This window comes from Planosporangium flavigriseum (assembly GCF_011947225.1).
In the GTDB taxonomy this organism is placed as follows: domain Bacteria; phylum Actinomycetota; class Actinomycetes; order Mycobacteriales; family Micromonosporaceae; genus Planosporangium; species Planosporangium flavigriseum.
In genome coordinates this window covers 82,053-96,933 of the sequence record NZ_JAATVW010000017.1, presented here as the reverse complement: position 1 = coordinate 96,933, position 14,881 = coordinate 82,053, and the positions used below count along the sequence as shown (strand labels likewise).

General features: G+C 63.9%; 13 protein-coding genes. 4 read left to right on the top strand and 9 right to left on the bottom strand.

Annotated features, from left to right (window positions below; genetic code table 11):
- Positions 1–3: 3 nt before the first annotated feature.
- Positions 4–759 carry a hypothetical protein gene (locus tag HC028_RS21185; protein WP_168079132.1) on the bottom strand — a complete coding sequence of 252 codons (756 nt, stop codon included), beginning with the start codon at positions 757–759 and terminating at the stop codon, positions 4–6.
- A 701-nt stretch (positions 760–1,460) separates the two neighbouring features.
- Here HC028_RS21185 and HC028_RS21180 point away from each other — a divergent pair.
- On the top strand, positions 1,461–2,159 hold the full coding sequence (locus HC028_RS21180; RefSeq protein WP_168079131.1) for a PaeR7I family type II restriction endonuclease: 699 nt from the start codon (positions 1,461–1,463) through the stop codon (positions 2,157–2,159).
- Positions 2,160–2,171: 12 nt separating this feature from the next.
- Here HC028_RS21180 and HC028_RS21175 read toward each other — a convergent pair whose 3' ends face one another.
- The 4 genes from HC028_RS21175 to HC028_RS21160 form a co-directional block, all read right to left on the bottom strand.
- Positions 2,172–3,869, bottom strand: coding sequence for an Eco57I restriction-modification methylase domain-containing protein (locus tag HC028_RS21175; RefSeq protein WP_239075461.1), 1,698 nt, complete (start codon positions 3,867–3,869; stop codon positions 2,172–2,174).
- A gap of 505 nt (positions 3,870–4,374) precedes the next feature.
- Positions 4,375–4,743: a nucleotide pyrophosphohydrolase gene (locus HC028_RS21170; protein ID WP_168079130.1), complete on the bottom strand. Its 369-nt coding sequence runs from the start codon at positions 4,741–4,743 to the stop codon at positions 4,375–4,377.
- A gap of 75 nt (positions 4,744–4,818) precedes the next feature.
- Complete coding sequence (locus HC028_RS21165) at positions 4,819–5,067, bottom strand: hypothetical protein (RefSeq protein ID WP_168079129.1); 249 nt, start codon at positions 5,065–5,067, stop codon at positions 4,819–4,821.
- Positions 5,068–5,072: 5 nt separating this feature from the next.
- Positions 5,073–5,321, bottom strand: a complete 249-nt coding sequence (locus tag HC028_RS21160; protein ID WP_168079128.1) for a hypothetical protein — start codon at positions 5,319–5,321, stop codon at positions 5,073–5,075.
- A gap of 611 nt (positions 5,322–5,932) precedes the next feature.
- On the opposite strand from HC028_RS21160, the gene HC028_RS27150 reads away from it, so the two are divergent.
- On the top strand, positions 5,933–7,189 hold the full coding sequence (locus HC028_RS27150) for a hypothetical protein (protein WP_203981319.1): 1,257 nt from the start codon (positions 5,933–5,935) through the stop codon (positions 7,187–7,189).
- Position 7,190: 1 nt separating this feature from the next.
- Positions 7,191–7,721: a flavoprotein gene (locus HC028_RS21150; RefSeq protein ID WP_168079127.1), complete on the top strand. Its 531-nt coding sequence runs from the start codon at positions 7,191–7,193 to the stop codon at positions 7,719–7,721.
- Positions 7,722–7,805: 84 nt separating this feature from the next.
- Here the strand turns inward: HC028_RS21150 and HC028_RS21145 are convergent, their stop codons facing one another.
- The 4 genes from HC028_RS21145 to HC028_RS21130 all read right to left on the bottom strand — a co-directional run bounded on the left by HC028_RS21145 (position 7,806) and on the right by HC028_RS21130 (position 14,181).
- Positions 7,806–9,158, bottom strand: coding sequence for a restriction system modified-DNA reader domain-containing protein (locus HC028_RS21145; RefSeq protein ID WP_168079126.1), 1,353 nt, complete (start codon positions 9,156–9,158; stop codon positions 7,806–7,808).
- A gap of 59 nt (positions 9,159–9,217) precedes the next feature.
- Positions 9,218–9,769, bottom strand: coding sequence for a hypothetical protein (locus tag HC028_RS21140; RefSeq protein ID WP_168079125.1), 552 nt, complete (start codon positions 9,767–9,769; stop codon positions 9,218–9,220).
- The gene (locus HC028_RS21135) at positions 9,766–10,845 is read right to left on the bottom strand and encodes a ParA family protein (RefSeq protein ID WP_275408250.1); all 1,080 of its coding nucleotides are present in this window, start codon (positions 10,843–10,845) and stop codon (positions 9,766–9,768) included. The genes HC028_RS21140 and HC028_RS21135 overlap by 4 nt, the downstream gene beginning before the upstream one ends.
- Positions 10,846–11,094: 249 nt before the next feature.
- On the bottom strand, positions 11,095–14,181 hold the full coding sequence (locus HC028_RS21130) for a DEAD/DEAH box helicase (protein WP_168079123.1): 3,087 nt from the start codon (positions 14,179–14,181) through the stop codon (positions 11,095–11,097).
- Positions 14,182–14,349: 168 nt separating this feature from the next.
- Here HC028_RS21130 and HC028_RS21125 point away from each other — a divergent pair, with 168 nt between their 5' ends.
- Entirely contained in the window at positions 14,350–14,838 is a 489-nt protein-coding gene (locus tag HC028_RS21125) for a DUF1707 SHOCT-like domain-containing protein (RefSeq protein ID WP_168079122.1), read from the top strand.
- Positions 14,839–14,881 lie beyond the last annotated feature (43 nt).

Sequence of the window (14,881 nt, the reverse complement as noted above, 5' to 3'; positions counted from 1 at the left end):
GGCTCACGCCTGCTCGGCGTCATCAGTGTGATCACGCGTCAGCGCCGCCGCCTGCCGGACATCAGCGTGCCGAATGGATTCCAGCGCCTGCCTTAGCACCACGCTCAGTTGCTTCTCAATGGGTTCCGCGAGCTCGGGGCGGCGCGCGGTTACAAGTCCGAGCTGTGCGTCGAGCTTGCGGGCGGCAGCGAGGAAGCGGGTTCCCGCCGGGGTCGTGTAGTGGTTGAGAATGAGCTGACGATTGGTGGTAAGAAATCGGCCGGTCTCCGTCGTTGGTTCTCGCCTCCCGGTCTCTTCGTTGACCTTCGTGCGAGAGACCGGAGCTTCGCATAGTACGTATCCTAATTCTGCGACCCGCACCTGCACGTATCCGGTAGTGCCGGCGTTCAACCAGCTCCAAAGCGTTTTCTTCAGCTGATCTTGAGCCGCCGCTTCCTCGGGAGTGCGTGGCAATGACTCAACGCCCGGCGCGTTCGGGAGCATCTCGGCGTACAACTCGAACTTTGTGATCGCCCGTTTTGCAAGGTCGCGCTGGCCCTTGGCGACATGCTGGTTAATCATCGCCTCAAGCATGGCGACCTTTAGCTGCATCTCGTCCGAGTACACCTGGCCGTCCTGCTCGCGGCAATAGCCCGCGTCGATGATGGCCTGGGCTTTGATCTTGTTCACCAGGTGGTGATCGACCACAAACGGTTCGACGGAGGGTCCGACCTCGTTGGGGCCGTCCCCGCCTGATTCCGGGAAGATCGGTGCAGACATGAAGCATCGCCTTTCCGGCTCAGCTCAGTTCGCCCGCGACTTGCGGACCTGGCGTGAGCGCCGTCGATACAACTACCCCTGGATGCACTGCGCGTCAAATCTCGAGAGCGCAGTTTTTCGGTGGCAAGCAAGCCAATCCGGGACAAATCAAGGGGCGGTATGCGTCAATGCAGGTCAGATGGTCTTAATGTCATTCGATCTGGCCGTCACCCAGCTTGATCAAGACATGTAGAAGTAATGACCAGGTAATGCTTTCGCGGAGGGCACGAGGAAACCGGCCACTAAGCGGATCTGTGCGACGAGGGCAGCGACAAAGGATTCCTGGTCGAACTCTTCGTGGTCCGCACTGTGGCGAAAGGCCTGCGCCTCGAAGGATGGGCAGGTCCGCAGCCTCCAGGTCATCGCTACGGCTCGACGCTGCCGCTGCCCCGCATCTCCAGACGCTTCGCCGGTGCAGACGGGCACCCGAGCCCGCCAGAGCTCCAGTAGGTGGGTCACGGTCGTGTCGGGGCGGTGCCCCGCGCGGCATCTGCTTCCTGAGGGATGTGCCGACGGCAGACACACCGGCGATAGGCGGTTGCCGTCAAGAGTCACTTGACGCAGATGTGTACCGATCCGCTGACGCACCCTTAAGATCAAGACCTCCATCTGTGTCATGTGTCGATCACCAGGAGTCAACCTTGGCCGTTAACCATGCATCTGTGCCGAGCGATCCGACCCAGGCTGCTGTCTCGCTCTTCTGGACAGCGAGGGCCGATCAACTTGCCGCGCTGCCAGACGGCGGGCTTGCTGGAGGCGGGGCGCGCGCCGCAGGCCACATGAATGGCATCAGAGACCTCGTGGCAAAAATCTTTGTGGACGCGGGACTCCCCGAAGACTCCATCACCTACGAACCCTTCCTTCCTGGCTACTACCGGGCCCGCAAGCGCTGGGATATGGCGATTCGCTACAAGGGCGCTCTCGTCGCCGCCCTTGAGTTCAAATCCCAGGTTGGTAGCGTCGGAAAGAACATCAATAACCGGTTTGAAGAAGCCCTCGGCACGGCAACGGACACATGGGCCGCCCAGAAGAAGTTCGATGCTTTCGGTGAGGTTCCGCCATGGCTTGGCTACGTGTTCGTTCTGCAAGAAACTCAGGAAACCGAACAGTCGAACAGGTCCATTGATGCACTCTTTATGGCCGATCAGACCTTCAAGGGCTTGTCATACAACCAGCGATACCAGGAAATGATTTCCCGCTTCGTGAGTGACAACGTCTACCAGGCTGGCTGGTTTATCACGACGAAGTCCCACGATGACGGGCGCGTCACATATGACGAACCGCTTGCCACTGCAACGGGCAAGAGCTTCCGAGTTGCCGTTCAGGGCCGCGTTAACTATGTGCGGTCTGTACTCGGCTAGATCTTCGCCCTGTCAGCTTTCGTTCCAGTCATAATCAATACCGTAAACCCGCATGGCGACCTCGGTTGCGGCCACAGTGTCTCTCTTCTCGAAAGCATCGGCGAGCATGGCACGGTCCGCATCCGAGATCGTCTCGGGCCGGGGTACGCGGATACGACGTAGATACTGCGCTTGGAAGCGGAGGGTGCCGCCGCGCATCTTGACGGCATAAGCCTCGATGAAGGCCTGGGCCACGCGGGAGATCAGAAGGCCGCCGAGCACACGCAGGTCCCAGTCGTCCGAGACGATGTAGTACAGGTTGTGGTGCGGATACAATCCATCTTCATCCAGGACTGGATGAATGGTGAGCTTCATGTCGGGGAGCAGCAGCTTGGGACGAGCAGTCAGCGCACTATCGACCTTGTCGATTGTCCGATACCAGTGGGCCGGTCGCCTGCCCGCAACATGCCGTCGCTTCAGCGCATCGGCATGCCGCTCGTAATAAGCGCGCAGGAGCGGGTAGGCCTCCAGGTCAACAAGCTTGCCCTGGTCGTCCCAGGGATTAACCAAGTAGCGCCCGGACCAGGTCAGCGTGCCAGAAATCGTGTCGCGGACCATCGATAGTCGCAGTAGGCGGTCCGACTCGACGTCGGCGTCTTTGGTCACAAAGACGCCGTCGGCGCCTGTAGCGACGCCAATGCCGACCCGCGTGCCTGTCGTCTGGTCCTCCAAAAGAGGGAATCGATCGTTCAGTTCCTCGATCAAAGCGAGACGAGCCGGTGAGCCGGCCGGCCACGAATCGGAGCCATCGAACCAGTGGGGCAGTCGCGCGATCTCGAACCGGTCGGTCCTGATTGCATGGGACTGGCCATCCCGGGTCCACGCCAAGACGGTCGCCGCATCATCCGGGCCGAATGATTCACTCGTATCAGCGACGACGGCGGCACCTTGTTGACTACGACGCAGGATCGAGATCGCAGGGTACGCCGACACCTGCTCTTCAAAAGCGTCCACATCGTGCATGATGATCGTCGCCTCAACGCTGAAGCTATCGGCGATGAATTTGCGTAGTTCCCGGCCGTACTGGTTGCGCATCCAACGGTCGGCGCAGATGAAGCCAAGCACTCCGTCACGCTTAAGTGACCGGAGCCCGATTTCGTAGAACCCGACGTACACATCCGATCGCCCTGTCATCGTGGAGCATGCCGCCCGGTACGCCAGCATGCGATCGGTCGGGACATCCTCTAGGCGGATGTAAGGCGGGTTACCCAGCACGAAGTCGACGCCTTCATCCTGGTGGTCAGCAAGGAGGTAGTCGCCCTCCTGCACCCAGTCCTCCGCGCGCGCTATTGCGTCTTCGGCTGGCCAACCGTCGCGGATGAGTACCTTCTCCACCAGGCGCCGGCTGGACTCGACGTTCCGGGGCAAGAGATCGAAAGCGCGGATGGCGCCGGAGGCTTGATCAAGGGTGCGGTTGTGTCGTCGTAACGATTCGCTGAGCCGGACGACCATCGGCTCCAGGAATGCTCCCGTGCCACAGGCTGGCTCAACTGCGACCAGCGACGCGAGATCGCGCTCCTCGTCGTAGCCGGCGAGGTCGAGGATCAGATCGACAACCCATCGACGCGTGAAGATCTCGCCGTGCTCGACGGCCTCCACCGGGATGGCACTTAATGTCGCCATCGTCCCATCAAGCATGAACTGCCGCATTCCTCCTGCTTTCGTGTTCACGCGGCGAGCCTACGCGAGACGACCGACACTCTAGGGCTCCCACTCCGGAAGCAAAGGCCCTCCGCTGCTGTCAGTTGGTCAGACTCACCAGCAGCTTGGGTGGCGGTCGGGCAGAATCCCGGCGAGCCTACTGCGTCGATCCCTTCGTAGGCAGGCGGTGCGGCCAACGACGACAGCAGTGGGCGGCATCCCTGATCGCTCGAACTGGCCAGACCCGCGTCGACGACGCCCTGCGCGAGGATCGGCAGGCTGCGTTCCCACGACCGGCGCTCGGCCTGACCGACGCCGTGGCCGCTCATCCTCAGCTGCTCCGCGATCCGGTCGGCCAGGCTGCCGTCATTGGCGTACTGAAGAAGACCGGCCGCAGAAGTGCGGAGCTCCGACGTTGAGAAGTGCCCCCGGGCACCACGAAGTGATCGTGCGGATGGGGGGCATATCCGGTGCTGCCGGAAGCCCGTCGGACCGCATTGGTTGCCACGACTGTAGCGAGCTGATCAGCGCAGGGCTATGGCGCGGGCGGCTGATCGTGAGGTGCCTTCGCGGCGGATCCCCGGGACGACTCGACCGGGTACCGCTTGGCCGAGTGCTCGAGCTTGTCGAGCGCGGCCTGGACGAGGTCGACGCCCAGAACGTCGGCGAGCCGGGTCAGGTAGATGACGACGTCGCCGAGTTCGGCGCGTACCCGGCCACCGGCCTCCGGATCCTCCATCACGGCGGCGGACTGCTCCGGGGTGAGCCACTGGAACTCCGCGACCAGCTCGCCCATCTCGCCGGCGGCCGCCATGACGAGATTCTTCGGCGTGTGGAACTGACCCCAGTCCCGCTCGTCGGCGAAGGTGCGTAGCCGCTGGGTGAGTTCCTCGACTGATGCCATATGCAGGAGGTTATCGAGCCGTCCTCCCAGGTGGGAAAACGCGGAGGGCGGATGCGCCGGTGGCCGTTATGGGCATTAGCCGTTGACGTACGGGCGGACGAGGTTGGGATCTGGCGCCGGCTGCTCGTCGGTCAGCGCCCACTGGCTGAAATGGTCGACCATCCGCCGGCTGTGCCGCGCTTCGTCGCACGGCCACACTCGGCCGCAGAATCGGCAGCAACCCGTGCAGTCGGCCTGGTGCAGTGCGACGACCCGGTCCCAGTGCGCGACTTGTGCGGTCGCGTATCGGGCGAACGCGACGACCTGTGACTCGTACTCGCCCACGCCGCTCAGTGCCCGCCGCTCGTGGGGGGCGGCTCAGGCTTCGTGCCGGTGACGGCCCAGGCGTAGACGGTGTCCAGGCACGGCCATGCCAGACCGCAACCGGTGCAGGCGCGCCGGACGACGGTGCGCGGCCGGTGAACGTTGAGCAGGCGGCCCGCTTCCATGATGTCCGCCTCGGACGCCATTGAAGCGAGGGAAACGGTGAGTCGCCGTCGCCGTGAGCGTTCGGCGCTGTGGTCGTCGTCATCGTCCACCGTCGGCTCCATTCGGTCGTCGTGAATCCGGCCCTGGCGTTGCATCGCCTCGCATGTCGACTCGAGATCGGCCAGGCTTCCCGGTACTGGTGCCAGCCGCGGCTGTCCATCGGGGTACGGCGATTACCACGGCATCGCGCGCCGTACGTTCACGATCACGGACAGTCCGTGACACGGGAACCCCGAGTTACCGGGAGACAGAGGGGAGAGTTACCGGGAGACGGGTCCTAGATTTGCCGTTTCTGCCGCCTCGCAATGACCTCACAGGAGCGTCTGTCATCGGTCAGGGACACCGGGTCGGGGCTCAGGAGGTGCTTCGCGAATCGACGATTACATGCGCGCCGACTGGCAATAGAAACTGCCTTGACTATGCCGAGTGACAGCCCTCGCTGAGCGCCGAACATGCCCGTCGAGCAGCGCGCACCTGCGAGATGTAACGCCTTGTGAGCGTGCGTTCTCGCTGTCATGCTGGCGCTGTCACCTAGGCGTCGCGACAACTTGTTCGGTGGGGGAGGCTCGGCACGGTGCGCGACTATCGGCAGCTACCGCCGAACAACCAGTTGAGCGACGCTCGGCGTCGTCTGCTCTCTCCCTCAGGTTCTGGGCGGCCAATGTCGCGCCAGGAGTTGGCCGAGGCGGTGAATGCCTACCTGTGGAAAGAGCATCGCCGGAAGGTCACTCTCGACAGCAACTACGTCGGCAAGCTGGAACGCGGACAACATCGCTGGCCAGGCGAACTGTACCGGGAAGCATTCCGAACGGTCCTGAAAGCAGCCAGTGATGCCGACCTCGGCTTCTACATCATCCGGACGTTCGCAGGTGAGTGCGGTGATCCGGTCGCGGCAGGCGATCATGATCTCGGCAACCGAGGATGTTTGGACGACTCCTCTGCCGCTGTGCTTGAAGGGCTGCGCTCTGCCCTGAACGTCTATCGACCACTCACCGATTCCGGTGAATGCGGCCAACCGGTGGGCGCCATCGAGGTCGCCGCTGCGCAGATACATGATGTGTACCAACGCGCTGACTACGACGCGGCGGGTCGCATGCTTCCGGATTTGATTCGTGACGCGCACGAACTGGCGGTCAGGTCCTCGGGAGGCCAGCGGCAGCGGGCTCTTCGTGTACAAGCGGCTACCTACATCGCTGCATCCAAACTGGCGAGCAAGGCTGGGGATGGTCAACTCGCCTGGGTCACTGCGGACCGCGCTGCGACGGCGGCTCAGTTGGCCGAGTCGACGGCGCTGTCGGCTGCCGCCGCCTACCAGGTGGCGTGTGCGCTGCTCAGATTCCCAGACAAGTGCTCCTATGCCGAGGAACTGACAACGACAACGGCGGAAGATCTCGCCCGACCCGGCTGCGCGCCGGACGCCGACCGCCTTTCAACGCGGGGATCGTTGCTGCTACTCGCGGCTCTGATTGCTGCTCAACGTAACGACCGTCAAACAGCGCGACAGTATCTTGCCCAAGCCGCTGCGCTGGCCGAGCGGCTGGGCCGCGATGACAACCGTGTGTGGACGGCGTTCGGACCGACCAACGTTGCTATCCATGAGGTTTCCGTGGCCGCCGCGCTCGGCGACGTGGATAGAGCGACCCAAATAGGCGAGCGGCTCGACACTTCGCGGCTACCGCGTCCTCTGATCGGCCGGCGTGCTCAGGTGCACCTGGACCTTGCCGCCGCGTATGCGCAACGACGGAGCGGGGACGCTCTCGCCGTACTGCATTTGTTGGAGGCGGAACGCATCGCGCAGCAGTCGGTACGCGTCAACGTTGCGGCGCGGACGCTCCTCGCCAAGCTGCTGCGACGTGAACGAAGCGCGGCTACGCCCGGCTTGCGACCACTCGCCGAGCGGGCAGGGGTAGCCGCCTGACATGGACGACCACACACGTGCGGCCGGACGGGTCCTCTATCTCGTGGTGTGCGCAGCCCCGCCGGCGCGAAGCATCGGCGAGCTGATCATTCTCGCGCAGCAGGGGGGCTGGACGGTGTGCGTCATCGCCACGCCGCGGGCCGCGTCCTGGATCGATACTCCGGATCTCATCGAGCGAACCGGTTACCCGGTCCGATCGGATTACAAGCACCCCGACGACCCTGACGTGCTCCCGCGGGCTGATGCGGTTGCCGTCGTACCGGCCACCTTCAACACCATCAACAAATGGGCGGCGGGTATCAGCGACACCTTCGCGTTGGGCGTTCTCAACGAGGCCCTCGGCCTCGGGCTTCCCATCGTCGTCGCTCCGTACGTGAAGGCCGCGCTCGCCGCTCATCCGGCGTTCGCCCGTAGCCTCGGGCTTCTTCGTGACTGCGGTGCTATCGTCACGCCGACCGAAGCAATCCGTCCGGCTAAAGAGGGCGAACCATTTCTGTGGTCTGCTGTGGTTGATGTGTTTTCCAGTAAGTAGGGACCTGGTGCAACGTGTACACCTGCGACCCGTAGAGCCGATGCCATCCAGTCCGTCGAGTACGAAGTACCAACCGTCAACCGGTCATTCACAGTACTCGCGGAGTAACTTATTGATGTTTCGGAGCTTGTCGACCGCGTCCTTCGGCAAGGAGTCCGGATTGAAATGCATAACGTCGTTACGGATCTCGCGTACTTCGTCCAGTCGGTTGATGAATGTGGCGCGGTCCAGTGGCCAGTCAAGCTTCGCCCAGGCCTCGGGGTTTTCAAGGGCTCGTTTGTAGTCGCCCATCGTCAGCTGGTCGAAGGACTCAATTCTCCGCGAGCCCTTCGGGTCACAGAGGCGGATGACGTCGTCGATCTCGAACGTCCGGGAGATGATCCAACGGAGTGACTGGTCGAGTTCGCCGATCAGGAAAAAGGGCGTTGCCATCTCCCCGTAGGCGTGCACCACGTCGGCTGTGGTGACGATGCCGGCGATCGCGTTGTTCTCGTCGCGGACGAACACGAAATTCGACGCTTCCAGGATCGGAAGTACGTCAATCAGGTCCCGGTCGTACCGGACCTCATGTGCGAAGGTGATGGCGTCCCCGAAACTCGCCGATGGCTTCGCGTGCCGGGCCTGCGCGATCGACTTCCAGGTCACAGCGCCGCGCAGGGTGTGACTTCCGGACAGGACCGCGAGCTGGGAGTAGTCGTTGAGCAGCATCATCGTCACCGCCTGTTCGAACGTGGCGGTTGGTGACAACGAGAAAACCCCACCCAGTGCCGATGGAAGGTTGCCGACCGTGAGCCCTACGTTCAGTTCCTCCGGCTCATCGCTGTCCACCGACACCACCTCAGCGACCTGGTTGTTCTCTTCGGGTACCTCCTGTGAGGCCGTGATCAGGTGAACCGTCGAGTCGAGCGTTACCTTGCGGAAGCTCGGCCGGGTTACGAGCCCGTGATTGGCAAGGTCCGCCTCGATTCCGCTGATCTGGTCGCCCCGACCCTTCGCCCCCCACAGCGACAGGAGTTCGCGGACGGAGACCTCCTCCGGGTCGTTGGCATCCGCCCGCATGCGGGCCTCCCGTAAGCGCTCGTGTACTCGTTGGGGGAGAGCGGCCTCGTCATCGATGCGGAGAGCGTCGTCGACCGCTCGCTTGACGGCCTGGTCGAGAAGTTCTTGCCGAAGTGCATCGAGAGGTCGTCCGGTGGACTGGACCACCCAGGCATGCCATCCGTCCACGGCACGCATGCCGGCGGCCACCGCGGCAGCGCGCGAAGGAGATCTGAACTCCTGGCCGTCCTCCAGCCGGACCCGCCCAGTCTCGGTGACCAACGCCCGGTGGGTGACGCCAACGCGGGGCCGGTCGAATCGTAACGATGCTTCCGCCGAGAGAAGCCCTGCCTCGATCAGATCGCGAACCATCACTCTCCGACCGCCGAGCAGGTACATTGACCTCGGTACACGCGGGACCGACGGCGTACCGGAAACCGGTGATTCCGCTCCGTGGACTACCACTGCCGAAGCCCCGCGAACTTGCGTCGAGCACCGATGGCCTGCTCGAGTACCTTCCGCACCAACTCGTCCTTGCGTAGCTTGCTGAGCTTCAGTCCAAGTTCGGCGCCGATCTCCTGCAACAATGCGACCGTTGGTTTCAGCTTGGCCAGGTAGGCTGCGCCGTCCTCGACGGTCTCGAGACCGCGAAGCGTCTCGGCGATCTGTACCGGCTCCGGCCCCGGTGACGACCTGGTGGCAGAGGTGTTGCGCGGGGACGGTGCAGTCGCGACTTTCTTCACGGTTGCGGCCTTCTTGGCAGCTCGCCGTCGGCTGGTGGGAGGAGCCGGGGCGGGTGATGCTTGGCTTTCGGACGAGGCCGCTTCTAGCTCCTGGGGTTGGGGCATGCGAGGCACCGTCGACACCGTCACGCCCTCGGATGCGTGGTCCATGAACGAAAGGGAGAGTCGGCCCTCCGCGAAGGCGACCAGTTGGTCCTCGGGCTGCTGACGCAGAAAGTCAATGATCCGCTGGTTTACTTGGATCAGCAGCGTGGTCACCGCAGTCATGCGGTGTCCTTGTGTCCGGTAAATGCTTTCACGAACTCATTGGTGAGCCGACGGAAGTCCACGGCCACGTCATCATCCATTGGCGCCCGCACCATTGCGGGAATGCCGGACGCGCCGGCGTCGCCGAAGTGGCGCGGACTGTTTCGAAGGACCCCGTTCAGTATTGGTACCTCGGAGTTGAGGCGAACCTGTTCGATGTGGTTCTGCTGTGTCACGATCGGCCGGCCGGCATACGTTTGGATCATAGTGAAGACCACACCCAGAAAGCGTGGGCTAATCTTCTGTCGACCACCGTTGTCGGCTCCGTTGTAGTCGATGTAGTCGTTGTACTCGGCGACCAGCTTGTCGCAGCTACCTGCCAGATAATCGATGCCCAGAGTGGAGAGATAATCAGCTTTCGCCGGCATGAGAACGTGATTGCTGGCTACGATAGCGGTCTTGGTGACCAGCCCGAAGTTCGGTGCGCAGTCGATGAGGACGAGGTCATACTCGCGGAATGCGGGGTCGGACAGGCCGTCGGCGAGACAGCTGTGCAACTGGATGTATTTCCGCTTGGACTCGGCGAGGGTTGTTCCGCCACCGAGCCTCGCTGCAAGTAGAAGGTCGATATCAATCAGGCCCAGGTGCGACGAAATAAGGTCGAGCTGGCCTCCGCTGCCTTGAACGAACTCATTGACTCGCGGTGGAGTGACGACCAACTTGGCTAGTGGTACGTTTCGGCCTGGCATCTCGCCGTCGTACCACCGTTTAATCGTGCGCTCTTTGCGAAGCTCCGACTGCCACTCATCGACGCTATAGAACGAAAAGGTGAGATTGGCCTGAGGGTCCAAGTCGAGCAGGAGCACCTTGTGGCCTCGGTTGGCGATCTCTGCGCCCAGATTCGCGGTGAGGGTTGTCTTGCCGACCCCGCCCTTATAATTCATTACTGAAACGACATGCACAAGGCGCCCCCTGAAGTGGCGGGAGGTGGATTCGGGCTCTGCGAGAGACGCTATCGATGGCCGACTCCGGGGAGTGCGGGGAGTCAGTTTTCTGACTTTGCTCGATAGTGCAAGGTGCAAGCCTTGACAACCCATTGAGAGAATTCGTGTGCTCTCTCGTCTTAACCAGGTTGCTGGCACATGAATCTGCTGTTCCGGTACGTGACCGTTTGGCCGGGCCGGATGTTACCCGGGTGAAGATCCGATCTGGTACGAGACTTGTCACGGCGTTGGTGTTCGGTCGCTAGCAGGAGACGAAGAAGCGAGTTGGAACCTCAGCAGGTGATCAGTGGCGTTACTAGTTCTGCGGCTTAGGCCTCGCCAGTCGTTGGAAGGCCTTCCTGATCAACCCGCCGCGACCCGCGCCGCATGAAACACATCCGCGGGCAACGGTTTCTCCAGTCGCCACAGGATCCGCATCGGCCGGTCTCCGCTGTGCTGCACGTACCGCATCCGCCCTGCGTACAGATACGGCGGCACCCCGAGCGCGCCGTCACTGTCCTTGCTCTCCCGTAGGAACAGGTGCACCGACGACCCCCGCGCCGCGTGCTTCACGTACCGCTGCCCGGTCGGCGACGCCGCGGACGTCGTGCTCTGTGACTCCCACTGGAACAGTTCCGGGGTGATGGCCCGGTCCTCGTACATGGTGGTGGGGGAGTAGTGCTCCAGGGTCTTGTTCAGCGTGACGAAGAAGAGGTCGGCCTGCTCGGCCTCGACCCACTTCACGCCCTCACGAACCGGCTCGGCGACCCCGAAGGCCGCGCGTACCTCGTCACGGCTGTAGCGCGCGTGCAGCGTCAACGGAATCCGGCCGGATAGGTCGACGGGCCGGCCGACCCGGTGGATCCGCGACCGCAGTACCGAAGCCACCTGTCGCAACTCATCGCAGCGCGAAGGAACGGCCCACAGCCGCTCCAAGCCTTCCTCAAACGAACACGCCGAGCCCCACAGCAGCGCGTGCAGCATGGCAGCCAAGCGCCCAGCCGAAGGCCGCGAGCCGTCAGCCAAGGAAGACAGAAGCGATAGTCGCGGGAGGTCGTCGAGGTGCAGCATCCGACCGATCGCCGAACTCAGCACGGCGTCGTCCGGCCCAGGCGAGGAGGTATCGAGCCCTGCGAGGCGCCGCAGGCCGGTCCATCCGCCGCGGCTCTTCGAGCGGTACAGATCCTCCAGCTCAAGCCCGGTCTCCGCGAGGAACGCCCCGAGACTGACGTCCCCGAGCCGGCGCAGCTCCGCGGTAACGTCGTGCCACCGTAGCCGCAGCGCCGCCTGCACGTTCTTCAGCACGACCTGCTTAGCGACCGGGTCCAGCTGGATGTGGCAGCCGGCCGGCAGCGTGGGGAAGTCACGTTCGACGTCGCGAGCCAGTTCACGCCGGCTGATTCCGGTGATCGCGCGGTACCGGAGGTCGAAGCGGAAGTCGGCGTGCTGGCCGCCGATGAAGTCCAGGACGGTCAGGCACGGCTTGTCGTCGGCGAGCCGCAGCCCACGGCCGAGCTGCTGCAGGAAGATGGTCGCGCTCTCGGTCGGCCGCAGCATCAGGATCGTGTCGACCGTCGGCAGGTCGACACCCTCGTTGAACAGGTCGACGGTGAAGAGCGCCTGCACTTCGCCCTTCATCAGCTTCTGCACGGCCTCGCGCTGGCCGGCGAGGTCGAGCCGGGACGTGACCGCGAGCGCCGGTACGCCGGCCCGCTGGAACCAGTCGGCCATGAACTCGGCGTGCTGGATGCTGACGCAGAACCCGAGGGCGCGCATCCGGTTGACGTCGACCTTGTCGTGTACCGCCTGCAGGATGAGCTTCGCTCGGGCGTGGTGGCCGGTGTACAGATTGCTCAGCTCGCCCTGGTCGTACCCTTGCCCGCGCTTCCACCGGATCGCGGACAGGTCGACGTCGTCGTGGATGCCGAAGTACTGGAACGGCGCCAGCAGTTGCCGCTCAAGCGCCTCCCACAGCCGCAGCTCGATCGAGGTGTGCCCGTCGAACCAGACCCGGATGTCCTGACCGTCGGCCCGCTCCGGGGTTGCGGTCAGCCCGAGCAGGACGCGTGGCTTCAGGTGGTTGAGCAGCCGGGTGTACGTCGGGGCCTGGGCGTGGTGGAACTCGTCGACGATGACCATGTCGAACCTGGCCGGGTCGAGCTCATCGAGGTCGAGCCGGTGCAGGGACTGTACGGAGGCGAACACGTGCCGCCACTGGCTCGGCCGTTCGCCGCCCACGAGCGTCTCGCCGAAGCTCCCGTCGCGCAGCACGTGGCGGAACACCGAGCGGCTCTGCTGCAGGATGCGCTCCTGGTGGGCCACAAACAAAAGCGAGTCGACGGCATCGGCCTCACGCAGCCGCTTGTAGTCCAGCGCGGCGACGACGGTCTTTCCGGTGCCGGTCGCCATCACCACCAGGTTGCGCCAGTGGCCGTGGACTTCCCGCTCGGCGGCCAGCTCGTCGAGGATCTCCCGCTGGTAGCCGTACGGGCGCACGTCGAGGCTGGTGATGTCGATGGCCAGCTCAGGGGAGCCGCTGCCGGATTCGATGCGCAGCGCCTGACGGAGCCGGCCGGCGTCACGTTGCGGGATGTACTCCTCGAACGCCGGATCGTCCCAGTACTCGTCGAAGGTGGCCTCGAACGTATCGAGGATGTGCGGCTGTTCGAGCGCGGCGATCCGTACGTTCCATTCGAGGCCGTCGACGAGCGCAGACTTCGACAGGTTCGATGAGCCGACGTACGCGGTACTCGCGCCGGTCTTTCGCCTAAACAGCCAGGCCTTGGCGTGTAGCCGGGTCGTTTTCGTCTCGTACGACACCCGGATCTCGGCGCCCAGTTCGGCGAGCCGGTCCAGCGCCCGCTGGTCGGTGGCACCCATGTACGTCGTCGTGATGACCCTGAGTCTGCCGCCGCGCCCGATGAGGTCCCGGATGGGCTGTTCCAGCAGCCGAAGGCCGTGCCACTTGATGAATGCAACCAGCAGATCGACCTCGTCGGCCGAGGCCATCTCCGTTGCTACCTCGTGGCCGATGCGCGGCTGCCGGCGCCCGTTGACCAGTAGCGCTCCGCTCGACAGCGGGGTCTCGGGGCGAGGGGGGAACACAACATCGGTCGGCGCTGCCGGACGGTCCACGATCGCCCGCAGCAGCAGGTCGGGTGGCGCGGTGACGAAGTCGGCCGGCTCGACGGCTGCGGGGGAGAGGTCGGCTATCGCCTCGGCGATCCGGTTGGCGATCTCCACCTGGCGGGCCAGCCGCTCCTTGTCCTCGCCGGATACGGCTTTCATCGCCCGGTGAGCTAACCCGGCGATGTGACGGGACAGCACGACCTCGGCGTCGGCCGGGTCGAGTCGCTGACGGTCCACCAGGTCGCGGGCGACGGGTAGCAGCTGCTCGTCGAGTCCACGCGTGATGAGGTGCTCGTAGGCGCCACGGGCAAGATCCGTCACCTGGGCAACGTACGTCAGCATCGATGGCCACGTCGATCACCGATCCGCGTTAACACTGCTTGCTAAGCGTGATCAGGTGAGTATGCTGCGTCGGCGGCGTGACATGGAGACTCAGCCGCGGTGGCGCTTCGTGGCCACCCGCGGATCGCATGAGAGGTATCGGGAGCGATGGAAGACGAGCGGGTAGGGAACCAGCAGCGTAACCAGGTTCTCGAGCTGCTCGGCGCCGCCTTGGAACAGGGCTACCTCACGCTCGATGAGTACGAGCAGCGGATGGCCGCGGTGAGCGCGGCAATGACCGTGTCCGCTCTACACAGCCAGGTCGCGGACCTGCCGCCCCAGTTCAGATGGGATCCGCGCCCGGGCGCCCAACGGCCCGCTACGGGGCCGGTGCGTCAGCCTCTCACCGAGGAGAAGGCGCGGACCTTCGCGATCACGGCGCTGGTGTTCGGGATCGCGTCCATACCTCTGACGGTGTGCTTTGTCGGTTGGCTGTTCGGCATCGCCGCTATCGGCTTCAGCATCCCCGGTGTCAAGGGGACCGGTAGTTGGGGCAAGGCCTTCGCGGGCCGTGTCCTCGGGATTCTGGGGATCATATTTGAGCTGGGCTTTGTCGCACTGGTCATCGTCAGTCAGATGGCCAAGCCCGCGCCGTAGCCCGGGAACGTCTCGGTATGCTCCGTCACCGGCGCGGAGCGAA